The organism is Capnocytophaga sp. oral taxon 332 str. F0381 (assembly GCF_000318275.2).
Lineage (GTDB): Bacteria > Bacteroidota > Bacteroidia > Flavobacteriales > Flavobacteriaceae > Capnocytophaga > Capnocytophaga bilenii.
The window spans coordinates 1683-26694 of record NZ_KB291344.1 but is presented as its reverse complement, the minus strand read 5'-3'; the positions used below and the strand labels follow the sequence as shown (position 1 = coordinate 26694).

General features: G+C 36.6%; 20 protein-coding genes. 3 read left to right on the top strand and 17 right to left on the bottom strand.

The window, feature by feature from the left end; translation table 11 throughout:
* The 3 genes from HMPREF9075_RS11280 to HMPREF9075_RS11270 all read left to right on the top strand — a co-directional run bounded on the left by HMPREF9075_RS11280 (position 1) and on the right by HMPREF9075_RS11270 (position 5415).
* Positions 1 to 1392 carry a RagB/SusD family nutrient uptake outer membrane protein gene (locus HMPREF9075_RS11280; protein WP_009416721.1) on the top strand — a complete coding sequence of 464 codons (1392 nt, stop codon included), beginning with the start codon at positions 1 to 3 and terminating at the stop codon, positions 1390 to 1392.
* Between the two features lie 24 nt (positions 1393 to 1416).
* Positions 1417 to 2607, top strand: coding sequence for a DUF4929 family protein (locus HMPREF9075_RS11275; protein ID WP_009416720.1), 1191 nt, complete (start codon positions 1417 to 1419; stop codon positions 2605 to 2607).
* 99 nt (positions 2608 to 2706) lie between these two features.
* The gene (locus tag HMPREF9075_RS11270; RefSeq protein WP_034557652.1) at positions 2707 to 5415 is read left to right on the top strand and encodes a M16 family metallopeptidase; all 2709 of its coding nucleotides are present in this window, start codon (positions 2707 to 2709) and stop codon (positions 5413 to 5415) included.
* Here HMPREF9075_RS11270 and HMPREF9075_RS11265 read toward each other — a convergent pair.
* The 17 genes from HMPREF9075_RS11265 to HMPREF9075_RS11185 all read right to left on the bottom strand — a co-directional run bounded on the left by HMPREF9075_RS11265 (position 5398) and on the right by HMPREF9075_RS11185 (position 24959).
* Entirely contained in the window at positions 5398 to 6093 is a 696-nt protein-coding gene (locus HMPREF9075_RS11265) for a 5'-methylthioadenosine/adenosylhomocysteine nucleosidase (protein ID WP_034557649.1), read from the bottom strand. The two genes, HMPREF9075_RS11270 and HMPREF9075_RS11265, sit on opposite strands and share 18 nt — an antisense overlap.
* Before the next feature lie 72 nt (positions 6094 to 6165).
* The gene (locus HMPREF9075_RS11260) at positions 6166 to 7194 is read right to left on the bottom strand and encodes an FAD:protein FMN transferase (RefSeq protein ID WP_009416717.1); all 1029 of its coding nucleotides are present in this window, start codon (positions 7192 to 7194) and stop codon (positions 6166 to 6168) included.
* Between the two features lie 38 nt (positions 7195 to 7232).
* Positions 7233 to 8243, bottom strand: coding sequence for an FAD:protein FMN transferase (locus HMPREF9075_RS11255; RefSeq protein WP_009416716.1), 1011 nt, complete (start codon positions 8241 to 8243; stop codon positions 7233 to 7235).
* 114 nt (positions 8244 to 8357) lie between these two features.
* Positions 8358 to 9134: a class I SAM-dependent methyltransferase gene (locus tag HMPREF9075_RS11250; RefSeq protein ID WP_034557683.1), complete on the bottom strand. Its 777-nt coding sequence runs from the start codon at positions 9132 to 9134 to the stop codon at positions 8358 to 8360.
* A gap of 18 nt (positions 9135 to 9152) precedes the next feature.
* Positions 9153 to 9899 carry a phosphatase PAP2 family protein gene (locus tag HMPREF9075_RS11245; RefSeq protein WP_034557647.1) on the bottom strand — a complete coding sequence of 249 codons (747 nt, stop codon included), beginning with the start codon at positions 9897 to 9899 and terminating at the stop codon, positions 9153 to 9155.
* A 19-nt stretch (positions 9900 to 9918) separates the two neighbouring features.
* The gene (locus HMPREF9075_RS11240; RefSeq protein WP_009416712.1) at positions 9919 to 10725 is read right to left on the bottom strand and encodes an undecaprenyl-diphosphate phosphatase; all 807 of its coding nucleotides are present in this window, start codon (positions 10723 to 10725) and stop codon (positions 9919 to 9921) included.
* A 2-nt stretch (positions 10726 to 10727) separates the two neighbouring features.
* Positions 10728 to 10985, bottom strand: a complete 258-nt coding sequence (locus tag HMPREF9075_RS11235; RefSeq protein ID WP_009416711.1) for a DUF3098 domain-containing protein — start codon at positions 10983 to 10985, stop codon at positions 10728 to 10730.
* Positions 10986 to 11003: 18 nt separating this feature from the next.
* Positions 11004 to 11882 (bottom strand): ABC transporter permease, encoded by an 879-nt coding sequence (locus HMPREF9075_RS11230; RefSeq protein ID WP_034557645.1) that lies wholly within the window; start codon positions 11880 to 11882, stop codon positions 11004 to 11006.
* 128 nt (positions 11883 to 12010) lie between these two features.
* Positions 12011 to 13192 carry a proline dehydrogenase family protein gene (locus HMPREF9075_RS11225; RefSeq protein WP_009416709.1) on the bottom strand — a complete coding sequence of 394 codons (1182 nt, stop codon included), beginning with the start codon at positions 13190 to 13192 and terminating at the stop codon, positions 12011 to 12013.
* A 291-nt stretch (positions 13193 to 13483) separates the two neighbouring features.
* The gene (gene lpdA / locus HMPREF9075_RS11220) at positions 13484 to 14890 is read right to left on the bottom strand and encodes a dihydrolipoyl dehydrogenase (RefSeq protein ID WP_009416708.1); all 1407 of its coding nucleotides are present in this window, start codon (positions 14888 to 14890) and stop codon (positions 13484 to 13486) included.
* A gap of 212 nt (positions 14891 to 15102) precedes the next feature.
* Entirely contained in the window at positions 15103 to 18072 is a 2970-nt protein-coding gene (gene secDF, locus HMPREF9075_RS11215) for a protein translocase subunit SecDF (RefSeq protein ID WP_009416707.1), read from the bottom strand.
* 155 nt (positions 18073 to 18227) lie between these two features.
* Positions 18228 to 19703, bottom strand: a complete 1476-nt coding sequence (gene cysS, locus HMPREF9075_RS11210) for a cysteine--tRNA ligase (protein WP_009416706.1) — start codon at positions 19701 to 19703, stop codon at positions 18228 to 18230.
* A 47-nt stretch (positions 19704 to 19750) separates the two neighbouring features.
* On the bottom strand, positions 19751 to 20704 hold the full coding sequence (locus tag HMPREF9075_RS11205) for a glycosyltransferase family 2 protein (RefSeq protein ID WP_009416705.1): 954 nt from the start codon (positions 20702 to 20704) through the stop codon (positions 19751 to 19753).
* A gap of 67 nt (positions 20705 to 20771) precedes the next feature.
* Complete coding sequence (gene murB, locus HMPREF9075_RS11200) at positions 20772 to 21755, bottom strand: UDP-N-acetylmuramate dehydrogenase (protein ID WP_009416704.1); 984 nt, start codon at positions 21753 to 21755, stop codon at positions 20772 to 20774.
* A gap of 27 nt (positions 21756 to 21782) precedes the next feature.
* Positions 21783 to 22928: a TlpA disulfide reductase family protein gene (locus HMPREF9075_RS11195; RefSeq protein WP_009416703.1), complete on the bottom strand. Its 1146-nt coding sequence runs from the start codon at positions 22926 to 22928 to the stop codon at positions 21783 to 21785.
* A gap of 112 nt (positions 22929 to 23040) precedes the next feature.
* Positions 23041 to 24264, bottom strand: a complete 1224-nt coding sequence (locus tag HMPREF9075_RS13930) for a DUF2931 family protein (RefSeq protein WP_009416702.1) — start codon at positions 24262 to 24264, stop codon at positions 23041 to 23043.
* Positions 24265 to 24374: 110 nt separating this feature from the next.
* On the bottom strand, positions 24375 to 24959 hold the full coding sequence (locus HMPREF9075_RS11185) for a hypothetical protein (protein WP_009416701.1): 585 nt from the start codon (positions 24957 to 24959) through the stop codon (positions 24375 to 24377).
* Between the last annotated feature and the right edge of the window lie 53 nt (positions 24960 to 25012).

Below are 25012 nucleotides of genomic sequence, written 5' to 3'. Positions count from 1 at the left end.
ATGAAAGCATATCAACTATTTATATTACTAATCATAGGGGGTATATCCTCTTATTGTTCGCTCGATTTGCCTCCTGAAGACGAAGTGAGCGACCCCAATGCCATTACCTCGGTTACTTCGGCGCAGCGACTATTGGCTTCTGCCTATAGCAGTTATAAGCCCTACAGCAATGCCCTTACTTGGGTATTGCGTTCTGATGACCTAATCCCTACTCAGTACCTCGCTCGCGAAGTAAACCTACAAAATACCTATAATTGGAACGACCGCGAGCTCATCAATCACAGCGAAGATATTTGGAAATCGCTGTACAACACTATTGCTCAATGCAATGCCCTCTTAGAGCGTTTGCCCAATGTAACCCCACAGAACAGCAGCCAACGCCGCGAATTGCAACTCGTTCAGCAGCGTGCTACATACCTAAAAGCACTTTGTTATTTTGATTTGTTGCGTATCTTCTCGCCTGCATTTGGTCAGACCAACGTACAACCTTATGGTATTTTGTTTAAAAATTCCTTCACTTTTAAGCCCATTCAAGCACGACTAACTTTGAATGAATCGGTTACTGCTATAGAACAATTATTGAGTATTACAGCTATAAATGATGAAAACACCTACTATATCACCCCTGATGTAGCACAACTTACCCGTGCCGAGTTAGCCCTATGGGCAGGCAATCACACCAAAGCGATTACCTTAGCACAACCGCTGCTGCATAAGTACCAAGCAACTCTTTTCAGCAGTACCCCCATAAGCAATATATGGTCTGCCAACGCATCTTCGTTACGGCTTTTTGCCTTAGATACTAAAAATGTAACCACCTCCCCCTATTTATCGTTGGAATACAACACCAGTTTAGGTGATTATGCTATAGCCAACCACACAATTAGTTATACCCATGCCGATGTGCGTAAAAATGTATATACCCTCCCCAATCCGCACACCCCCAATAGTTTCTTATTAGGCAAATACCGCAAGCAAGCACTACAGCGCGAGCAAATGCAGTACTACACTGTTGCCCGAAGTGCCCAAATCGTCTTTTTATTGGCAGAAGCCTATATAAAAGAAGGTAATAAAGACGATGCGCTCATACTTCTCAACCAATTAATGACAGTGCGTAATGCCACAACACTATCAACTACAGCCACCGATACCGAAACATTACTCAACCTTCTACTCAGCGAAAAACAAAAAGAGTTTATAGGTGAACCTCTTCGTTTTTTCGACCTCAAACGCAACCGCCGCAGCCTTACAAAACGCACCTTTAGCGGTAGCAGTATCAATATAAGTGCCGATGATTATCGGTGGACACTCCCTATCCCCGCTTCCGAAAAACACTATAACACCGCTATTTTGCAAAACAACGGCTGGAATATAGGCGAAGCAGGCAATTAATTTGTAACATTAAATATTCTTTATATGAAATTCATTAGTAATTTATGCGCAGTAGCACTCACTACACTCAGTATTATTGGCTGTTCTAAAGATGACAACAGCAACGAATATTCAGGTAAAAACCAAGTGTATATCACGGCACAAGGCGATAAAACCCTGACAATTGGAGAAAGCAACCAAAAAATTGATGCCAAAGTAACCCTTACCAACCCTGTAACCCAAAATACCAACCTTACCTTAAAAGCGGTAGATGCCAACGGGCAACCTTCCTCGCTCATAACTTTTTCTCAAAACCCCATTACCATAGCCAAAGATAGTAAAGAAGTTGCTTTTGAAGTGAAACTCAGCCCCAACGCTGCTCTCACAAAAGAACAACGATTAAAGATTACTTTTGAAAGTGCTGCAGAACTCGTAGCCAAAGAGGATTTAAATATAGTTGTAAAACCTACCCCTGCTATTGAGGCACTTACCGATGCGCAACGCACACTTTTAGATGGTTACAAAGCCAAAGGCATCGATTTGTACCCCTTTATAGGAAGTATAAAGGTTAAAACTACCGTTTTCAGCTCTGAAGGAGGCTCTACACAAGATTTTGCTACCGAATTTACTCGTGAATTTAATGGAAAAAGCATAATAGGGCTCAGCAGTAGCGCTACCACCTCTTCTGCTGTACTAAAAATGACCGATAACCCTATGGGGCTTACCGAATTTTTGTATTTCTTACTGAAAAAAAACACTATTGAAGATACTGAATATTTTCTTCAATACCCTAATTATCAAAAAGTAAAAGAACTTATCAATTGGGATAAAAATAGTCAAGAAACCTTCAATGTCAGCTTAGATAATATTGAGATCAAAAACCCTGTCAATGGTATCAGCGAAATCAACTTCATAGGCAACGTTACCAAAACAAATGAATCTGTCATAAAAGCCGTTCCTTTCAAAATGGAATATACTGCTTGGGACAGACTAAAAAATTTAGCTGCCAGCGGCAATAGCGAAGCACAAAGTATCCTCGATAGCGATGGCACTTCCAACCCTCAGCATTACGTAAATAATGATAAAATCCTTACAGACGAATACGAAGTAGGCAATTGGAAAGCCTCAAAAGGGTCTATCAACTTCCAAAATAAAACAATGTCCTTCGAGTTCTTAGTATATCATACCCTTAGTAACGGCTATGTACAAGTAAAAGTAGAATACACAGCTCAATAATAGGCAAACCTTAGCATATTAAGCGAAAGATAAACCCTATTTTATTGGTACTTCGGCAAAGATTTCATATCTTTGCCGAAGTTATTTTATTTAATAGTAATGCGACAATTTTATCTATACCTCTTGTTCTTTATCATCATAAACCACCTATACCCACAATCCACAACCCTCGCTCTTCCCGAAAACACCATCAAAAAAACACTCCATACAGGCTTTACCTATGTGGTAATGCCTAATAATACCCCGAAAAATAAAGTAGAAATACGCCTCTGCCTACGTGTAGGCTCAGCTCAAGAAAATAAAAATAATGAAGGGGTAGCTCATTTTATAGAGCACCTCGCCTTCAATGGCTCTAAGAACTACCCCAATAACCAAGCCATTGCCTTTTGGGAAAGCTTGGGAGCTAAATTTGGCGAAACTATCAACGCCTATACTACCGATGACCGCACCGTCTATAGCATCAGTCTTTCTAACATCAACGAACAACAACTGCAAAAAACTATTGATATCCTCGCCGATTGGCTCTATAATATGTCTATTACCCCCGAAAATATAGAAAAAGAACGCCGTATCATCACTGAAGAAATCGCCAGCTACCAACCTCGTAAAGACCTGAACCCCATAAAAGTAGGTTACGACCCACACTTATCACGCCTGCCCATAGGAACCAAAGAACAAGTCCAAAAAATTACTCAAAAAGACCTATTAGATTTTTATCAGCAATATTACACTCCACAATACGCAACCGTCATAGTTGTAGGCGATGTAGCTACCTCTAGCACTGTAAAATCCATTGAAAATACATTTAAAACTCTTTTAAACAAAAATGAACTGCCTGCAATATCTACACTAAATAGCGTTCTTTTTGCAGAAAAACCATATTTTTTAGACACCGAAAAAGGAAAAAAAGGAAAAGATACCCTCACCCTACTCTATCCAAAGAAGTACAACAGCACCCATTGGAGAGGAATAGTAGAAGATTATATACAAAAAGTAGTTATCAACCTTCTCAAAAACCGAATGAAAGCTGCCAATAAAGAAGTAACTATCAGCAACTATTGGTATTTACAACAATTATGTTTCATCGAAATAGAAATTACTGCCGAAGACATCAAAAAAGAACTCAAAAACACCTTTTCTATCATAGAAGGTATAAAAAACAACATCACACAAGAAGAAATAGATAATGTTTTAGCCAAAGTAATACAAGAAATAGACCAAATTCCCACCCAACGCATCTCCAGCGAGTGGGCAATGAACTTCATTGATGCTTTCATCTTCAACGAAGAATTTATAGCTACCCAGCAAGACAAAGAAAAACTAATAAACATATTACAAAATCTCAATCTCAATCAATGGCAAGAATCCTGCAATACCTTCTGTAAAATGTTAAACTATTATCCTTTAGCAACCACAACTCCTATAGCCATTTATACCACCAATGAAGGCAACATAACCTACAGCGAAATACAAAATCTCATAGCCGAAGGCAAAAAAACACCCATAACCATAACTCCTTCCTTTGCTGAAAACACCTCTACTGCCCCTATAGCCTCCCCCGCAATACTCACCAACGATATAGCTTACTCCTCTTCAATGATTACCGAAGAAACCTACTTCAGTACACTAAAAATACATCGTATCAAGCTCAGCAATGGAGCTACTATCTACTTCAAACCCACACAAAATGACAATACGCTCAATATTAGCCTCCTTTTCAAAGGTGGCTATGCACTATTACCAAAAAAAGAATTTAAACTATATGAAGACCTGCTGTCGTATGTACATATGGGAGGTATACAAAGCTTCACAGGAGACCTCTATGAAGAATTTTTATATCAAAACAACCTATCATTCATCATCGGAACCGAAGCCTACCACCATTTAGCAATGGCAACGGCTCCCGTTAGCGAAAGCAAATTATTATGCAACCTCATACAGCAAAAACTACAACACCCAGCCCTCGATTTTGAAAATTTCGAGCTGTTAAAACAAGAAGAACTACAATCTTCACTTCAAAAGCGCCCCCCCCTCCCCTCCGACCCTATTAGGCTATTAGATTTCAAAATTGAAGCCCTAAAACAAGGTTTTCATACATTTACCAGTACCCCTAAAACCACCAACGATATTCTAAATACCGATTTAGAAACCCTACACCACTACTATCAAAAGCACTTTTTATCCGCTAACGGATTGCTATGTGTTGTAACAGGTAATTTCAATGTAGAAGAAGTAAAAAACAACTTAGTAGGAATGTTAAGCACCCTATCCAGCACCCTTACCACTACTATTGTAAAAGAAAAGAAAAAAATAATACCTTCATTTAAAACACTAAAAGCACCTCAAAACAACAATCGTACAGCTTTCACAATTCTCTATACCGATACCTATGAAAAAGGACTAAAAGGAACTCTATCAGCCAAATTATTCTGTGAAATAGTGCGTAAGGCTGTCATTAGCGAAATACGCGAAAAAAACGGCTGGATATACTCCCCTTATGTAGGAATAGACCTACTACCTTACCCAAGTCCAAAATATTATCTCACTATCAGCGGCGAAACTGACAAAAACAACCTAAAGAAAATAGAAAAAGAAGTAAAGAAGATTATCAATACCATAAAAAAAAGGGAAGGCAATGATAGTACCTTCCTTAATGATATTAAAAAGACTTTTATTATTAATAAAAATGAAGCTCTTTCTGATGAAAACGCATTTCAATGGCGTAATTATCTCATTGATTGTTTTAAGAATGATATTTCTTTAGAAGAGCTATCCCTATATGAAGAAATCTTAGAAAGTATTAGATAATCCACAAAAATCTTTCACAATCCTTGCCGATATACGCCCTGCTTCCTCTACAAACTCGTTATAGGATATAGCATTACCCTCACCAGCCTTATCCGAGATGGCACGCAGCATTACAAAAGGAACTGACAATAGATAACAAGTCTGTGCAATAGCAGCAGCTTCCATTTCTACAGCCTTAGCGTCAGGAAAAGTATTAGCTATTTGCTGAAGCCTATTAGGGTCTGATATAAATGAGTCCCCACTCACTACCTGCCCGTAATGCATCGTATACCGATGCTTTTCTGCAACCTCTTTTATCACCCCCGAGTATAACTCATCTGCTTTAAAAGCCGGTGGCATCTGTGCTTGCTGACCTATTTTATAGCCAAAAGCCGTAACATCTACATCGTGATAGCACACTTCTGTAGCCAAGATAATATCGTGCACTAAAGTATCTGCAAGCCCCCCTGCAGTACCTGTATTTACAATAAGTTTAGGATGATAACGTTCTATAAGTAACGTAGTTCCTACAGCTGCACTCACTTTTCCTATGCCCGAAAGTAGCACCACTACAGCTTTCCCCTCAAGAATACCCTCATAGAACGTAAATTTCCCTATTTTCGTTTCTTTACAATTACTAATAGCTTCTTTTAAAAGAGCTATTTCAAGTTCCATTGCACCTATAATTCCTATCATAATTTTCTACATTAAAAAAAGTAGTTGTTTATAAATTAAAAACAACTACTTTCATATTATCAATAAAAACTCCTCTTATTTATGTTCAACCAATAAAGGCTTCATATTCTCAGTCATAAAAGACTGCACTTTATTATCCTTATCACTATATATTAATAATGCTTTTATTTCAGGATGTTTAGATAAAAATGCTTTACTTTTTTCAAGCCCTATAAGCATAAACATTGTAGCATACGAATCAGATTGTCGTGATGATTTTGTTACTACAGTAGCACTTAGCATTTCACTCTCCAATGGTTTTCCTGTAAAAGGATTGATAATATGCACAAAACGCTTCCCTGTACCATCAATCCACACACGGCGAAAACTTTCATCAGTAGATACTGCCTCATTATCTAATTTCAAAGTAATTTCACTATAATTATCATCTAATTGATAAGGATCAACTACATCTATCACCCAAGTTTTCCCATCAATAATATCCTTACCGCTTGCTTTTATCTCTCCAGCCACTTTCACCACATAATTATCTATCCCTTTCTTTTTCAAAAAGTCTCCAATAACATCTACGGTATAACCTCTCACTACTGAAGTCAAATCTATTTGAATAGCTTGAGATTCCTTCTTTACATAACCATCAGCATCTATTTTTACCTTATCAAAACCCACATAACGTTTTAAGCTGTCAAGCAACTTATCTGTAGGAAGGTCAGAGATAGGCTGTACCGATTCTCCTCCAAATCCCCATACTTTTACAAATATACCCACGGTAGGGTCATACATTCCTCCACTTTCTTTCCATACTTCACTAGCAGCAGTATACACTTTTTTAAAGTGTTCATCTGCCTTAGTAGGTACATATCCTTTATTAATTTTTGAAAGTATAGACTCTTCATTATAAACTGAGAGTGAGTTATCAATAACCCTTACAATTGAATCAACCGATGATTTCAAGCTAGTTGTATCAGTAGAAATATATTTAACCCTATATTCTACAGTCCCTGCTATACCTTCAAACTCTTGATATTTAGGAGTTTTCTTTTCCGAATCACACGAAAATAATAAAAGCCCCCCTAAGAACAATGTTAAAAATTTTACTTTCATATTTGCCTTCCGATATAAAAAATAATTTAATTTTCTATTTAATATACAATCAATTTCTCAAAAGATTTTGTTTTAAAAATAAGTTCTTCATTCTTATCATTACTATACACCAATAATACCGCCATATCAGGATGTTTTTCTAAGAACATTTTACTTTTTTCCAATCCCATCACCATAAACATTGTTGCATAACCATCTGCATACATTGTCGTTGGGGCTACCACAGTAGCACTCAGCACATCACTCGGTGTTGATTTTCCCGTAATCGGATTTATAGAATGTACATATTTCCTGCCATTACTATCCACCCACACTTTGCGATAATTGCCCGAAGTTGCCAGCCCTTTATCACTAAATTGAATTGTAGCTATCAATTCCTTATCATCTAAAGGTTTAATAGGATTTTCAACCCCTATAGTCCAAGGTTTATTATCCACTACATTCTTACCTCTCAAAAACATCTCCCCAGCTATCTCCACTATATAATTCTTTATCCCTTTGGTATTCAAGTACGCAGCTACTACATCCGAAGTATATCCTTGCGCTATAGCATTAAAATCAAACAATATATGGGAATCCTTTTTCCTTATATGATTATCATCTGTAAGCTGCACTTTATCAAACCCCACATACTGCTTCAGCTTCTCCAACGTTTCATCTGTAGGCAAGTCAGATTCTTCTATTTTTTTCTTACCAAATCCCCAAGCATTAACCAATACCCCTACGGTAGGATCAAAAAGCCCTCCACTTTCTCGCCATATCTGTTGTGATGCCTCAAAAACCGTCCTAAAATGATTATCAACTACCACAGTACTATCACCCTCGTTTATCTTTGTTATTGCCGACGCAGGAAGATAAGTTGATAGTGATAAATCTATTACTCTCAGTATAGAATCAATAGCAGGCTTCAAATCCTCTTTAGTGTCAGAAATATACTTAATATGATAAGTAGAGCCTTGCGCCTCTCCTTCTATCAAATAAATAGCCTCTCTGTTTTTAGGCTGGCAAGATATTAAAATTATAGTAACTAATGTTAATATTTTTTTCATATTTCACTTATCTCGGCGCAAAAGTACTCTTTATTTTTATAACTTACAAGAAAATAACAAATTATTTTTACATTTACATTAACAAACCATTAATTTCCTTTTAACCTCTTCTCCTTAGTTACTGATTTTTAGCTTTTTACAAATAGGAAGTATTTCCTCTTCCACCACTCTATAACGTTCTATCTCTGTTTTTGTGAGCCTCCTGCCATATGGCACTTCTTCAACCACAAAACCTACAGCACGTAATTTGTCAAAATAATCCAAACCATATACCCGCACGTGATCATACTGTCCAAATATACGTGTCCGTTCCTTGGGGTCTGTAATAGTCTCATCTTCAAAGGTAACTGCTCTATTATAATCCTGTGGCACCTGAAAAATCCCCCAACCACCTTGCTTCATTACCCTGTGTAATTCTTGCATAGCCTTCCTATCATTTGAAATATGTTCCAACACGTGATTGCAGAATATCACATCAAAGCTCTCATCTGCAAAAGGTAAGTTACATAAATCTGCTTTCACATCTGCCAAAGGCGAATTGAGATCGGTTGTAATATAATCAAGATTAGCCTGCTTCCTAAATCTTTTATAAAAAGCCTGTTCAGGTGCTACGTGCAACACCTTCAATGGTTTATCAAAAAAAGTAGTTTCTCTTTTCAAATACAACCACAATAGCCTATGCCTTTCCAACGATAAGGTAGAAGGTGATAACACATTAGCCCGCTTTTTAGTATAACCATATGGCAAAAAACGCCTAAACCTCTTCCCATCAATAGGATCTTCATACGTCTCTCCTCGCAAATAGAATGTCAAAAACGGACGTACTATATAGCTCAATTTTATAAGCCAAGTACGAGGAACTATATTTAATATCAAGCGAAACAAATCAATCTCTTTTTTTGCAGACAATTAATAATTGATAATCAGCCCTACACCCATTGTCCCTGACGAATAAACAGGATAAAGAGCTGCAGTAGCCAAGTTTTTTTCTTCTTGCCGTTTTCCAGCAAACCATTTTGAAGTATAGGGTAAAAGCCAATAAGCTACTCTCACGCTCAAAATACCAACCCCAGCACCCACCAATACATCACCTATCCAATGACGATTATTGTAAATCCGCATAGCCCCTACTGTAGTTGCTATAGTATAACCTCCAATTCCTATCCATATATTATCGTCTTTATACTCCTGCCAAAGCATCTCCATACCCGTAAATACATTGGCGGTATGCCCCGAAGGAAACGAATTATAAGCACTATTATCAGGTCTACGTATCTTAGCCGTATATTTTATTCCATTCACCACTGCACCCATAATAGCATACGCTGTAGCTCCCACTATAAGTCGTTCCTTGATGGTATGTTTTGGCTTTACACCTAAATTACTGAATGCAAACACACTTGCCAAAGGTACATATTGTATATAATCATCAAAACGCAACTTTCCCCCCCCCGAATAATGATAAGCTTGTCGCTGCACATAACGATTAATGAAAGTAGCGTTAGAAATTACCCCTACTGTAATAAGTGAAGCAGGTAATAAACATTCTTGTACCTTTCGTTTTTGCGATAATAAAGAAGATACCTGTAGGCTATCATTTTGTGCTCTTAATTCACAAAAAAATAAACAGCTTAAAATTATAAATACAGCTTTCAACAAAATAATAGTATATATTTTAAAGAATAAATAGTAGCAAAGTACCTATAACAATACGATAAATACCCCAAACTTTAAATCCAAATTTAGTAAGTATATGTATAAAAAACTTTACCGCTATCATCGCTACCACAAAAGCTACTATGTTGCCTAAAATAAAAAGCCAAAAACTTTCTGATGAAGCCATTACCAATTCATATCCCTTTTGTTGAAGTTCTCCTTCAGCACCCCACTTTTTCAAAAAAAGCGAATACACCGTCACTGCCAACATCGTAGGTACCGCCAAGAAAAAAGAAAATTCAGCAGCAGCCTTACGCGTTAGTCCTTGTGTCATCCCCCCAATAATAGAAGCTGCCGAACGTGAGGTGCCTGGCATCATCGCCAAACACTGCCAAAAACCAATAATAACTGCTTTTTTCAGTCCTATTTCCTTTTCATTATCTATTCTCTGATGCTTAAACCATCTATCTACAAATATCAAAATAACCCCACCCAATATCAGTGTAATAGCAATAGCCTTTTGGTTACCAAGTACAGCCTCTATCTTATCATCAAAAAGCATTCCCAAAATAAGTGCAGGTACTACAGCACAAGCCAATTTGATATAAAAATTAAAATTAGAAAAATCAAAAAACTTACGCCAGTAAAGTACCACTATAGATAAGATCGCACCAAATTGTATTGATACCTGAAAACATTTCAAATACTCATCTTCAGGCACTCCCAATAGTGATGCCGTAAACCCCATATGCGCAGTAGAAGATATAGGTAAGTACTCTGTAAGCCCCTCAATAATCGCTATGATAATAGCTTGTAATGTATTCATTGTTATTTACTTTTTTCGTTAGTAGTGTTTTTAGGCTTTGTCTCTATCAGTATAGCATATATTTCCACTGCAAATCCTAAAAGTACCAAAGTAGGTGCTAAGTGAATACGCCTAAAACTAAATACCGAAAAATCAAAAACAGCCGGATTATCACTTCCTCCACCGCTCATCAGTATAAAACCAAGTGCAATGATAGCAAAACCCAGCAACATAAAAAAATAATTCTTTTCTTTAAACAAAAGGGTTGAATGGTGTTTCATCAAATACAATTTTACTATTTAATAATATAATTCGTTCGTGTTCAAGTTCAAAAAACGCTGAGTGGCAAAAAAAGTACTCCCCCAGCTAATGAGTATCCCCATTACAAAAACACCTATAAAAACTACTGTAAGCACTGTAGCATCAAGCAGTACAGCAAAATCAGGATATGATTTTATGATAGAGAAAAGTGCCAAACTAAAAAAAGTTATTGCTACAAAAGCACTAAATATCCCCAACTTCACATTCGTATAAATAAACGGACGGCGTATAAAACTACGCGTAGCCCCCACAAGTTGCATCGTCTTAATAATAAAACGCTTAGAGTAAATCGATAGCCTTATAGATGCATTAATTAGTAATACCGAAACAAACGTAAATAACACACTAAATACCAAAGTTATAAACCCTATCCTATTTACATTTTCGTGAATAAGAGCTACTAACGACTGGTCGTACACCACTTCCGATACAAAAGTGTGTTGTTCCAAATCTCGTTTTATTTCCTGCATCTTATCAGGATCAGCATATTCAGCCTTCAAGCTCAAGTCTATCGCATTCTGAAGCGGATTAGTGCCTATAAAAGTTACAAAATCTTCCCCTATATCTTTACTAAAAGTTTCAGCTGCTTCTTCTTTTGATATAAATTTAATAGATTTCACAAAAGGTGCTACCGATAGCGTTTTCTGTAATTGCGTAATATCCACATCTTTCGCTTTATCTTTTATCAGAATCGTAACCGTTACTTGCTCTTTAAAATGGTTGGCTAACTTTTTAGTACTAAGTACTAAAAACATAAAAAACGCCAACAAAAAGAGTACCAAAGTAATACTCACTATCACCGAAAAATACGAAGTAAGTAACCTGCGTTTATTAAATGATTCTATTGAACCCGACATCCTTTTTCCTATAAAAAATATTAGCAATAATGGCGCAAAAATACAACTATTTTTTTAATTACAAAAAAGGTGTCCACAAAAAACTTATTTTTCACGAACACCTCTCTTGTCATTCTCTATCATTCACATTAGGCTTTAGCCGCTTTACGTCTCTTTTTCTCTGCCTCAAGTAGCATCAATTCCCTACCCGTTTGCCCTGCTACCGAAGTATTTTCTTCAGCACGTCTAATCAGGTATGGCATCACTTCACGAACAGGACCAAAAGGCAAGTATTTAGCTACGTTATAATGCTCTTTTGAAGCATTAAAGCTAATATGATCACTCATACCATACAATTGTGCCAACCATACTCGCTTATCGTTAGGTTTCAAACCTTTTTCTTTCATCAAATTCATTAGCAAAGCCGCACTCTTTTCATTGTGAGTACCCGCAAATAGCGAAATACGATCTATATGATCCAATATAAAGCGAAGCATTGCATCATAGTTATCATCTGTAGCCTGTTTGTTTGCACAAATAGGAGTTGGGTAGCCCATTTCAGCTGCACGTTCATTTTCTTTCTCCATATAAGCACCACGCACTATTTTCATACCTATATAGAAGTCATCTTTCACCGCACGTTCGTAAAGCGCTTTCAAGTAAGGCAACCTATCGTGGCGATACATTTGAAGAGTACCATATACAATAGGCTCTTTTTTGTTGTATTTGCGCATCATTTCTTCTACAAGGTCATCAGCAGCTGTTTGCATCCAGCTTTCCTCAGCATCCACCAAAATAGGAATATTGTATTCATAAGCTTTCTTGCAAGCAGCATCAAAACGTTCCCTGATGCGTTCCCATTCTTTCTTCTCTGCTTCAGTCAATTCTTTCCCCTCTGTAACTTTTTGGAAAACTGCAAATCTACCAAATCCTGTAGGTTTGAAAACCACAATTGGGATACCATCATTGCGGTGTTTATTCCCAAAATCAATAGTTTCCATTGTCTTTTTAAATGTAGCTTCCAATGACGCTTCATCGTCCTTACCCTCTACAGAGTAGTCCAAAACAGAACCTACTCCTTTTTCGTGCATTTTCTTAATTACAGGCAAGCAATCTTGTTCCGAAATACCTCCGCAAAATTGGTTAAATACCGTGCTGCGAATCATCCCTTCTACAGGAAGATGTAATTTCAACGAAAAATTCGTCAAAGCTGTCCCCACATTGATAAGTGTATTATTGCCTATCATTTTAAATAGCCAATAAGCCCAGTTTAGTTCCGAATCGCTTTTAAGCTCAAAAGCTGTCTTAGTGTCATTAAATTGTGTACCCATTTTAGTTCTCAGTTATTTGTTATTAGTTTTTAGTTTTACACCTCTTTTGTGCCGCAAAGATAAACTATTTCTTTTAATTACGAAAATTTTTTAATATATTTTTTAATATATTTTTTTCATTTCTTCTATTTTCATTCTCACAATAAATTGAAGTTTATCATATAGGCTTTTAAATATTATGCAATATCCTTCTAATAATTGTTAATAATATTTATAGTAGTATCAAAAAAAGCTACCCAAAAAAGAGTAATTACATTTTTTTGGTAGCTTTTTCTATATAGTAGCTACTCATTAGGCGTGAATAGCTCGGTTTTCTGTAGCTGCAAGGGCAGCCTCTTTTATAGCTTCTGTAAAAGTAGGGTGTGCGTGACATATACGCGCTATATCTTCAGCACTTGCTTTAAACTCCATAGCAGTAACAGCTTCTGCTATCATATCCGCTGCACGAGCTCCTATTATATGAACGCCTAGCACCTCATCAGTTGTTTTATCTGCCAATATTTTTACAAAACCATCAGTATCCATACTTGCACGAGCACGCCCCAACGCACGAAAAGCAAACTGTCCTACCTTATAAGCCGTATTCTCTGCTTTCAATTGTTCTTCTGTTTTGCCCACCGATGCTACTTCTGGCCAAGTATATACTACCCCTGGGATAAGATTGTAATCCACGTGAGGCTTTTGCCCTGCCAATTGTTCCACTACCACCACACCTTCTTCTTCTGCTTTATGAGCAAGCATCGCACCTCGCACTACATCGCCTATAGCATAGATATGAGGTACATTTGTTTGTAAGTGGTCATTCACCGCTACCCTACCTCGCTCATCTTTTTGTACTCCTGCAGCTTCAAGGTTCAGCCCCTCCGTATAAGGGCGCCTACCTACAGCCACCAGGCAATAGTCTCCTTCAAGTACAAGCTCCTCACCCTTAGGTGTATTCGCTTTCACAACCACCATATTACCATCACGAGTTACTTCTTTCACCTGATGGCTTGTATAGAATGTAAAACCTTGTTTTTTCAGTACCTTGGTAAGCTCTCGTCCTAAGCCTTTGTCCATTGTTGGAATTATACTATCAGCGTATTCCACCACCGAAACTTTAGCCCCCAAACGATTGTACACTTGTCCCAATTCCAATCCTATAACACCACCTCCTATTACTATCAAATGTTTAGGTACTTCTTTTAGCTTCAAAGCCTCTGTTGATGTAATTATTCGTTCCTTATCAATTTTTATAAAAGGCAAAGAAGCTGGTTTTGAGCCTGTAGCTATAATAGTATGCTTCGCTTCAATTACTTCTGCTTCCCCTTCCTTAGGAGTGATTTTTATTTGAGTAGGCGATACAAAACTCCCTACACCCGTAAAAACATCTACTTTGTTTTTCTCCATCAAAAACTTCACACCGCCACAAGTCTGTTCCACTACAGCAGCCTTCCTCGCAATCATTTTTTCAATATCCAACTTCACTTCACCTGTAACTTCAATTCCGTGATCTGTAAGATGTTTCATCACATCTTCATAGTGATGAGATGAGTCCAACAAAGCTTTAGAAGGAATACACCCCACATTCAAGCAAGTCCCTCCCAAAGTATCATACTTCTCTATAAGGGCGGTCTTAAAGCCCAATTGTCCCGAACGAATTGCCGCTACATAACCTCCAGGACCTGAACCAATAATAACTACATCATACATTTTCATATCGTATTGATTATTAATTATGTTTTTCTTTAAGTTAATTTATACATTCCGTTTTATTGCGCAAATGTATAACTTATTATTGAATTTTGCAAATATTTAATTCTTTTTTTTTCGTTTTTTATTTTTTATTCCTTAAAAAAAAGAGATTTGAGAAAGTTACCTCTCTCAAATCTCTCATTATTAACATTTAAAAAATCTTAATTATTTATCATTTATGCTACTTCTGCTACGGGCTCTGCCTCGTCTTTCACGGTATCATAAATAATAGGGGCTGCCACAAATATAGATGAATAAGTACCTACAAATACACCTATAATCATTGCAAACATAAAGCCTCTAAGTGTTTCTCCACCAAAAATAAAGATGGTAACCAATACCGCCAAAGTAGTAAATGAAGTATTCAATGTACGACTAAGGGTTGTATTAAGAGCGTGGTTAATCTTCTCACGTGACCAATGTGGCTCACGCATCACCTCTCTTATACGGTCGTAAATAATCACCGTATCGTTCAGTGAGTAACCCACTACCGTCAATATCGCTGCTATAAACGCTTGGTCAATCTCCATATTGAAAGGCATAATACTATAAGTAAGTGAGTAAATACCAAGTACCATTAGCACGTCGTGTGCCGATGACACTATCGCACCCATCGAGAATTGCCATTTGTGGAAACGGAATAATATATACAAGCCTATTACAATTAGCGAACCTATTACCGACCAAAATGCACTGCTCTTAATATCCTCAGCTATCGTAGGTCCCACTTTCATAGATTGCATAATACCCACTTTATCAGTAGAACTCGCTTGTGCAAAACTTTCGTAAGTTGTTCCTTCAGGAAGGTATGATTGCAATCCTTTATACAACAATTCTTGTATTTCGTTATCCACTTCAGTACTTTCTTCTTGCACTTTATATTTTGTAGATATCTTCACTTGGTTAGGCGAACCAAAAGTTTTTACCTCTACAGTTCCCAAAGTAGTTTGTAATGATTGTGCAATCTGTGTAGGCTCTACTTCGTGTTGAAAACGTACCTGATAGGTTCTACCTCCCACAAAATCAATACCTTGGTCAAGCCCTCTTGTAAAGAGTGAAATTATACCTATTATCGAAAGACCTATTGAAATAGCATATCCCACTTTACGTTTGCCTATAAAGTTCAAATTTACATTCCTAAACCAATTTTTGGTGATTGAAGTAGTAAAATAAAGTGGGTGACGTTTCTCTACACTATAATCAATAAGCAAACGCGTGATAAATATAGCTGTAAATAGAGTTGTCAAAATACCTATGATAAGTGTTGTAGCAAAACCTTGAATAGGACCACTACCAAAGAACAACAAAATCAACGCTGTAAGTCCTGTAGTAATATTAGAGTCTAAGATTGATGATAACGCATTTTTAAAACCATCTATTACCGCCAAATCAATACTCTTACCTTTAGCAAGTTCCTCTTTCGACCGCTCAAAGATAAGCACGTTCGCATCCACTGCCATACCTATAGTAAGCACGATACCCGCAATACCTGGCAAGGTAAGTACAGCACCTATACTTGCCAACACTCCAAATATAAGAAGTATATTTACAAGTAATGCCACATCTGCATAAATACCTGCTCGTCCATAGTAGAAAATCATCCAAGCAAAAATAAATACTGTTGCTATCAAGAATGAGTTCATACCACTATCTATCGCTTCTTGTCCCAATGAAGGTCCCACTACTTCCGATTGTACTATGTTAGCTCCTGCAGGCAGTTTACCAGCTCGCAACACATTTGCAAGGTCTATCGCTTCATTCAAAGTAAAGTTACCTGTAATTTCTGAACGACCTCCCGAAATTGCTCCTGTAGTAACCCCTGGCGCCGAATATACAGTATTGTCAAGTACAATAGCTATATTACCTCGTTCTGTAAATGCCTTACCTGTAAGTGCTTCCCAAATACGAGCTCCTTTTCCGTCCATTTGCATAGAAACTGCAGGCTTGCTATGCATATCATAGGTCTGGTCTGCTTGAGTAATCACACCTCCTGTTAGTGGCGCAGTGTTATCTCGGTTTCCTTTTAGTGCATAAAGTTCAACAAATGACGTTTTCTTTTCTGGTTTTCCCCATACAAATTTAGCGTATTGCAATTCCGCAGGCAACAAACGTTTAGCCTCGTTAGAACGCAAATAGCTATTTATTTGCATAGTGTCTTTTAAAGTTGCTGTAAAAATTACAGGCGAACCTTCATAAGTTTTTACTGGTTGCAACAAATCAAACAACGGATTTGCTTTCCCTTGTTGTACAGAGTCCTTCTTCACATCTGTAAGTAGTGAGTCTATAGCACTATTAGCCGAAAGTGTATCTGCAGCAGCGGTTGTAGCTGTTGTTTTTACAGTACTCTTAAGCTGCTCATTAAGTGCCTGCATATAAGGAATTACCTCTGTATTTTTAAATGTTTCCCAAAACTCAAGTTGGGCTGTACTTTGCAAAAGCGACTTTACACGATCTATATCCTTAGCTCCAGGCAATTCTATTAGAATACGACCAGAAGCCCCTAATCGTTGAATATTAGGTTGTGATACTCCAAATTTATCAATACGTTTGCGCAATACCTCAAATGCCGATACGATAGATTCGTCCACTTTCTTCCTAATAATAGGACGCACTTCGCTATCGCTCATCTGAAAATTAATCTGATCACTAAGCGTTTTATTAGCAAATACATCTGGTGATGCTAATTTCCCCCCATTCTTTTCGTACGCTTCAAAAAACAAATCCAAATATGTCTTATCTGTCTTGCGTAACTGAACATCAGCATCTGCCAATGATTTATTAAATATCGGGTCTTTAGAATTGTTAGCAAGACCTTTTAATATGTCATGCACAGAAATCTGAAGTATCACATTGATACCCCCTTTAAGGTCAAGACCTCTGTTCAATTCTTTTTCCTTTACTTCCGCAAAAGTAAATTTAGCAATACCGATGTTATACACATCTTTACCTAACATAGAGTCTAAATACTTAGCTTCTACAGCTTCCCGCTTCCCAACGTAATCCTGCTGAGTATTAGGTACTTTTGCCTCAGCAAACGCCTTAGCTTCATCTTCTACTCTACCCGCTACATACGTAAATGAGAGCTGGTAGATACTTACAAGCCCAAACAGCAGTGTAAATAGTTTTATAAGTCCCTTGTTTTGCATTTTTTAAATTAATTACTAAACTTTTTAATCTTCAAACCGCAAAGATATACATTTTATAAAGAATACAAAAAACATTCGTAAAAAAAAACTATATTTTTTGTAATATTTTTTCTTTTTCGCCTGAAAATCAAAGATATAATAAAATTACTTTTTTCTTATAACTGATAGGTAGTCCCTTCTTTACCATCTTTTAGCTGAATACCAAGTGCTAAAAGCGCATCGCGTATTTTGTCTGAAAGTGCAAAGTCTTTATTAGCTCGTGCCTCCATTCGCATACCGATAAGTAATTGCAACACTCCATCCAGCTTGTCGTTATTACTGCTCACTTGTTCTTCACTTTGTAAGCCCAATACCTCAAATACAAAAGAGTTTATCAAGCTTTTCAGCGTTTCCAATTCTGCTACTGAAATCTTCTCTTCTCCATTTTTCACTTGGAAAATCCATTTTACAGCTTCAAAAATATGTGCTATGAGAATTGGTGAGTTAAAATCGTCCAAAAGCGCATCATAACACTTCTGTTTCCATTCTTTTATGGGTAGTGAAGTAGGTTGTTGTACATCTGTAGTAAGCTCATTTACTATTTTCACTGCCTCCATTAGCCTATTAAATCCTTTCTCAGCAGCAAGCATCGCCTCGTTAGATATATCTAATACACTGCGGTAATGTGCCTGCATAAAGCAAAAACGAATAATCGCTGGGGCAAAAGGTTTCTCAAAAAAAGTATTATCTCCTGTAACCAATTGCATCGGTAGTATATAGTTCCCTGTTGATTTACTCATACGTTGCCCATTCATCGTCAGCATATTAGCGTGCATCCAATAGCGTACGGGGCTTTCTCCGTGTCCTGCTTTCCCTTGTGCTATTTCACACTCGTGGTGCGGAAACTTCAAGTCCATTCCCCCTCCGTGAATATCAAATTGGTTGCCAAGGTATTTAGTGCTCATCACCGTACATTCGAGGTGCCAACCTGGGAAACCATCGCCCCAGGGTGATGCCCATCGCATAATATGAGCTGGCGATGCCTTTTTCCATAGCGCAAAATCCTGTGGGTTGCGCTTCTCTCCTTGCCCGTCCAAATCACGAGTATTAGCAAAAAGTTCTTCTATGTTCCTACGCGAAAGCTCTCCGTAGTTCAGTCCGCGTTTGTTGTATTCCAATACATCAAAATACACCGACCCGTTACTTTCATACGCAAACCCATCTTTCAAAAGTTTCTCTGTAAGCTGTATTTGCTCCAAAATATGCCCCGTAGCCGTAGGTTCAATGGTAGGTGGCAAAAGGTTAAACACTTCCAACACTTTATGAAAATCAACCGTATATTTTTGTACAATCTCCATAGGCTCAAGTTTCTCAAGCCTTGATTGTTTTACAAAGCGATCGTTATTCACATCTCCATCATCGGTAAGGTGTCCCGCATCGGTAATATTCCTTACGTAACGCACCTTATATCCCAAAAACTTAAGCGTCCTATAAATAAAATCAAACGACATAAAGGTACGCACATTCCCTAAATGAACATTGCTATACACTGTAGGCCCACAAACATACATTCCCACATTATGCTCGTGCAGAGGTACAAACACCTCTTTCTCACCTGTCAATGAATTAAATATTTTTAATTGATATTCCATCGCTTATATTATATATTTTTGTTAGTAATTTCTTATTTTGCTATTTATTATTTGTCCTCAAGTAATACTTCTCTTATTTTATAACGCTCCTCATTGTTTTTTGTCCTAAGAATCATCTCACCCAAAAAGCCCGCTATAAAAAACTGCGTTCCTATAACCATTGTTACTAAAGCAATATAAAATTCAGGTCGATTGGCAATCAGTCGCCCATTGGTATTTATAAAAAGTTTATCTACACCTAAATAAGCAGCAAACAAAAAGCCTATAAAAAACATCAGTACACCAAGTGCCCCAAAAAAATGCATCGGTCGCTTGCCAAAATGCGATAAAAAACTAATTGTAATAAGGTCTAAAAAACCATTGATAAAACGGCTCATCCCAAATTTAGTAACTCCGTACTTGCGTGCTTGGTGTTGTACCACCTTTTCAGTAATACGCCCAAAACCTACATTCTTTGCCAATACAGGTATATAACGATGCATCTCACCCGATACATCTATATTTTTCACCACCTCATTCTTATAAGCCTTTAGTCCACAATTAAAATCGTGAAGCTGAAGCCCCGATGTTTTCCTCGCTGCCCAATTAAACAACTTTGAGGGTAAATTTTTAGCCAATACCGAATCGTAACGTTTCTTCTTCCAGCCCGATACCAAATCATATCCCTCTTCAGTAATCATTTTATACAAAGAAGGTATCTCATCAGGACTATCCTGCAAATCAGCATCCATAGTAATAACTACCTCGCCTTTTGCTTGCTTAAAACCCGCATTAAGTGCTTGCGATTTGCCATAGTTGCGCAAAAAACGAATCCCCTGCACCCTTTTATCTGCTGCCGATAAGCCTTTTATTACCTGCCACGAACCGTCAGTACTACCATCATCTACAAAAAGAATTTCATAGGTATAACTATGCGCTGTAAGCACTTTAGTAAGCCACTGATACAATTCAGGCAATGATTCTTGCTCATTAAGGAGCGGTATAACTACTGATATATCCACAATTTTTCGTTTAAGGCGCAAATATAAAAAATATTTGCTAAATAAAACTCCTTTTTATCACCAATATTTAAAAAATATTAACCTCAAATTCTAATAAAATACCAAACTGTTGCTGCACTTGTTCTCTAACGTAATGCGCCACAGCCAATACCTCCTTGCCTGTAGCCTTACCGTAATTTACAAGCACTAAGGCTTGTTCAGTATGTACCCCCGCATCACCTTTGCGATAACCTTTCAGTCCGCAAGTATCTATAAGCCAGCCTGCGGGTACTTTCACTTGTTGTTCATCAATAGGATAATGAGGTATAGCAGGATATTTTTGCTGAAGTGTCACAAACGCCTCTTTGCTAATAATCGGATTTTTAAAAAAACTACCACTATTGCCTATCTGCGCAGGATTAGGCAATTTGCGCTCGCGTATAGCTATCACTGCTTTTGCAACATCAGAGGGCGTTGGTTGGGTAATTCCCTCTTGCTGAAGTTGTTGCTCTATAGCCCCATAAGTTGTGTGCAACCTATGATTTTTTTTCGTAAGTTTAAAGGTAACCGCTGTAATGATATAATTCCCCTTTTCTTTCCCTTTAAACACCGATTCCCGATAACCAAAAGCACATTCTTCATTAGTGAAAACTCGTTTCTGCAAAGTGTGAATATTAATAGCCTCACAACTTTCCATCACATCTTTAATCTCCACCCCATAAGCCCCTATATTCTGTATAGGAGTAGTCCCCACATTGCCATAAATAAGTGCCAAATTTTCAAGCCCTCCATAGCCCTGTTGCAAAGTGTATAACACAAACTGGTGCCAATTTTCACCCGCTTGTGCTTTCAGCCAAATGTGCGTGTCGGTTTCTTTTACTTTTTCAATACCTTTTAGTAATATATGAAAAACAGGTGCTTTAATATCCTGAGTAAGCAACATATTGCTCCCGCCACCCAAAACAAACGGATTTTTATATTGTTGTAGTGCAGCCAAAAGTGTTGCTTCAGAATCTATAGAAAGAAGAATATCCGCCTCAGCTGCTATATTAAAAGTATTCGGAATAAGCATTACAAATATGATTGATAAAGCAATATATTAAAGTCCCAAAGTGCTCATTAGTTGTGCCATTTTTTCAGTATCACTCGGCATTGGAGCATTGATAGATACAATTTTCCCGTCTTTATCTACAGCCATAAAGCGTGGTATATTCCTCAAGTCATACAAATTATTAAATAATTTTTTCACTTCAGGACTCGCATATAAGTGAACCCCACTCAGCTTTTTCTCTTTCACCATCGCCTTCCACGCCTCTTTATCTCGGTCTACCGAAATACTTACAAAAGTGATTGGCTTCCCTTTATACGCTTGTTGCAACTCCTCTAAGGCAGGCAATTGTTTTCTACAATCAGGACAATAAGTAGCCCATATATCTATAAAAATAGCTTTCCCTTCTAAGTTCAGCTGTTTATAGCTTACAGGTTTATCATTTATATCTACCACCCCTTCAAAAGGAGGAAAAGGCTGTCCCGCCTTTAGTCTATTTAGCTCACCAATAACATAGTCCAACATATCTTTTTGTTGAAGTTCAGCATCTTTTGTATTTTCTTTCAATAAAGCTATCAAAGCTTCATTAGTTTCTTCCGATGAAATAGGCGAAATACCCTCCAATAGATCAAAAGCAAGGCTTTTTTTGATATTTTCTGACTTCAAAGTATTGAAATCAGCCAAAATTTTACCCCAAGGGTCATTAAACTCATATTTTCTCAAGTAAGTCCTAATCTTTTCTCTAAAAAGATTAGACACCAAGTCCTTATATGACGGATAAGCATCAAAATCTGCTGCATTATCAGTATCTACTTTGCTGAGTTCTTCCTCTATTTTTTTGAATATAGGTGCATCTTCTTCAGCATAATCTAGGTGCTTTAAATAATATTCCGATTTAAAGTACAGCAAATAATAAGCATTATTTTTCTTTTCATTAGCTACAAAGTCTGCTGGTAAGTTTTTAGTGTTTGACAGCAAGCTATCGTATTTTTTTTCAAAATCTCCTATAGTTTTTGCAAACTCAGCAGGTTCCACTTCCAAAAGAGGAGTAACAGATAAAGAGCTTAAATCACCTTTCTCTTGAGAAGGTACATTCATACTCGTTCTTGCTTGCTGATATGCTTTAATAGCCTCGTCAGGGTTATTACAAGCTACAACCCCCAATAAAACAAGTGAAATGACAAATATTTTCTTCATAATGCAAAAGATTATTAAATAATGACAAAGGTACAACTTTTTTTTATTTGTACAACCAATTTTCACAAATTTGTTACCAACGCCAATTCAACCCATAGTTATTCATTTTTTATTACCATTCATCATCTTCAGATATAGAAAAACTACCATTGCAAAACCATTCGTTACGTTCTCCTACTTTTAGGTGAGCATTTATATCTGTTTTTTCTTGATTCACTTCTACAATAAGTTCTCCTGCCTTATCTTCTTGCCCCTTAAATGCTTTCTCAAAAACATCCATTGCTTCTTTTACATTGAACTTGATAGAAGCTTTATAAATAATGCCTTTTTCATCATAAAATTTAATATATACAACAAAGGGTACTGACCTTTGAGCAATGGTTGTGTATCGAAATTTTTCAGGGATACTATATTTTTCTATTTGATTTTCACCCCATATTCTTTCACCAAATAATTCTTCTATTTCACGATTAAGACCTTGGTAATAATAAGAGTGAATGAATTTTGTTCTGTCTTTGGTAATAAGAGTCATTTTCCAAGGATAACGTTTTCTAAAGGTATCCCATATTCCATAAGGAATCTTAAGAATATCATCTTCTTTAACAGAACTTTCAGTAACAGGTGTACCGCATTCATTGTGTTTCATCAATATTTTCTTCTTAGGCATACCTAATTTTATAGCATAATCTCTATTTTCTATAGTATGCTCATCCAAGACAACATCTCCTGTTCTTTTATAATATTGACTTGCTTCTTCTTTAGTTACAAAATGAATATCTTTTGTCTTTTTTGCTTGGTAACGCCCTACTTCTACAACCCTACCATAGTTGTGTAACCAAACAAAAACCACTCCTCCTGGAGCTAAACCTACAGATATATTATACTCTTCTATTTTTGGAGCAATATCATTCTCATTAAGAGAAAGAGTATACACCTTATCTTTTAAAAGTTCTTCTATCTTAACGCTGTCTAAAGGTTGATCTTCTAAGAGATATTCACATTTTTCTACATACGAAAGCCAAGAAACATCCAAGTGAGTAGGAACCCCTTTAGCTTCACCTTCTTCGGCATTTTTAAAAAGACCTGGTGTTCCATTACTTATTGAAAAAAGGGGAAAAGGACAATCGTTTTCAAATATAAAATTTGAACTTGTTCCAAATTTACTAGCTCCATCTTTTCCATATACTACCCCGCGATAAGTTCTTATAGGGTAGCCCGCTACAGGTTTCACATAAGCGACCCAATGATATTCTTTATTCATATTTTCTTTTTCCTTTACTTTACAAGAAGTTAATGATGAAAATAAAATTAATATGGTTATGATTATATTTTTCATAAAAACAGATTAATAACATGTTCAACTCTCTACTAATATTTTCCTATAATTTTGTGGTTTAAAGGTACTATTTTTAAGACAATCATAAAAAGTTATAAAGCATCAAGTTGTTAATGAACTATTGACATTATATTTGAATAATTTATTAAACACTCATAACAAACATACGATTTCGTATCTAGAATCTGAATTAAGCGATATGAATTTGAAAGCCCATTCCAGCCCATAGGTTGATTTACAAATAATATGAGATTATCTTTTTGATAAACTTCAGCATTTTCACCATAATCTATAGCTATTTTATCAAAGTCTACAGGTAAGCTATCTATGAGAATTCTACTAATTTTTATAGTGTTATCATTAATTGTATAGTGTCTCTCATTTGATTTATAATCTAATGCTCTTAATCCTTGTATGAATTTTATCTTATTATTTCCAATAATAAATGTTTCAGAATAAGGATTTTTCTTATCTGTTGCCCAAGGAATAATACTGTCTACTGCTATTTTTTTGAATTGATTGAGATATTTATCTATAGCATCATTCCCTACTAATGATGTTATAGAAACTGTATCTATTATAGATGTTTTATGGATAGAATGGTCATTATTATTTTGTGGTCTCTTATTCGTATAATTACAAGAAAAGAACACAAAAAGAAGAAAACTTATCAGAATTATTTTTTTTCGTACCATCTTATTATAGTCTATAAAATTAAAACTTATGTAATTTCAATTCAGAAAAAGGT

What these genes read in the sequence shown, in the direction of transcription:
- HMPREF9075_RS11280 (WP_009416721.1), top strand. Translation starts at nt 1, where the DNA reads ATGAAAGCATATCAACTATTTATATTACTAATCATAGGGGGTATATCC.
- HMPREF9075_RS11275 (WP_009416720.1), top strand. Translation starts at nt 1,417, where the DNA reads ATGAAATTCATTAGTAATTTATGCGCAGTAGCACTCACTACACTCAGT.
- HMPREF9075_RS11270 (WP_034557652.1), top strand. Translation starts at nt 2,707, where the DNA reads ATGCGACAATTTTATCTATACCTCTTGTTCTTTATCATCATAAACCAC.
- HMPREF9075_RS11260 (WP_009416717.1), bottom strand. Translation starts at nt 7,194, where the DNA reads ATGAAAGTAAAATTTTTAACATTGTTCTTAGGGGGGCTTTTATTATTT.
- HMPREF9075_RS11255 (WP_009416716.1), bottom strand. Translation starts at nt 8,243, where the DNA reads ATGAAAAAAATATTAACATTAGTTACTATAATTTTAATATCTTGCCAG.
- HMPREF9075_RS11240 (WP_009416712.1), bottom strand. Translation starts at nt 10,725, where the DNA reads ATGAATACATTACAAGCTATTATCATAGCGATTATTGAGGGGCTTACA.
- HMPREF9075_RS11235 (WP_009416711.1), bottom strand. Translation starts at nt 10,985, where the DNA reads ATGAAACACCATTCAACCCTTTTGTTTAAAGAAAAGAATTATTTTTTT.
- HMPREF9075_RS11230 (WP_034557645.1), bottom strand. Translation starts at nt 11,882, where the DNA reads ATGTCGGGTTCAATAGAATCATTTAATAAACGCAGGTTACTTACTTCG.
- HMPREF9075_RS11225 (WP_009416709.1), bottom strand. Translation starts at nt 13,192, where the DNA reads ATGGGTACACAATTTAATGACACTAAGACAGCTTTTGAGCTTAAAAGC.
- lpdA (WP_009416708.1), bottom strand. Translation starts at nt 14,890, where the DNA reads ATGAAAATGTATGATGTAGTTATTATTGGTTCAGGTCCTGGAGGTTAT.
- secDF (WP_009416707.1), bottom strand. Translation starts at nt 18,072, where the DNA reads ATGCAAAACAAGGGACTTATAAAACTATTTACACTGCTGTTTGGGCTT.
- cysS (WP_009416706.1), bottom strand. Translation starts at nt 19,703, where the DNA reads ATGGAATATCAATTAAAAATATTTAATTCATTGACAGGTGAGAAAGAG.
- murB (WP_009416704.1), bottom strand. Translation starts at nt 21,755, where the DNA reads ATGCTTATTCCGAATACTTTTAATATAGCAGCTGAGGCGGATATTCTT.
- HMPREF9075_RS11195 (WP_009416703.1), bottom strand. Translation starts at nt 22,928, where the DNA reads ATGAAGAAAATATTTGTCATTTCACTTGTTTTATTGGGGGTTGTAGCT.
- HMPREF9075_RS13930 (WP_009416702.1), bottom strand. Translation starts at nt 24,264, where the DNA reads ATGAAAAATATAATCATAACCATATTAATTTTATTTTCATCATTAACT.
- HMPREF9075_RS11185 (WP_009416701.1), bottom strand. Translation starts at nt 24,959, where the DNA reads ATGGTACGAAAAAAAATAATTCTGATAAGTTTTCTTCTTTTTGTGTTC.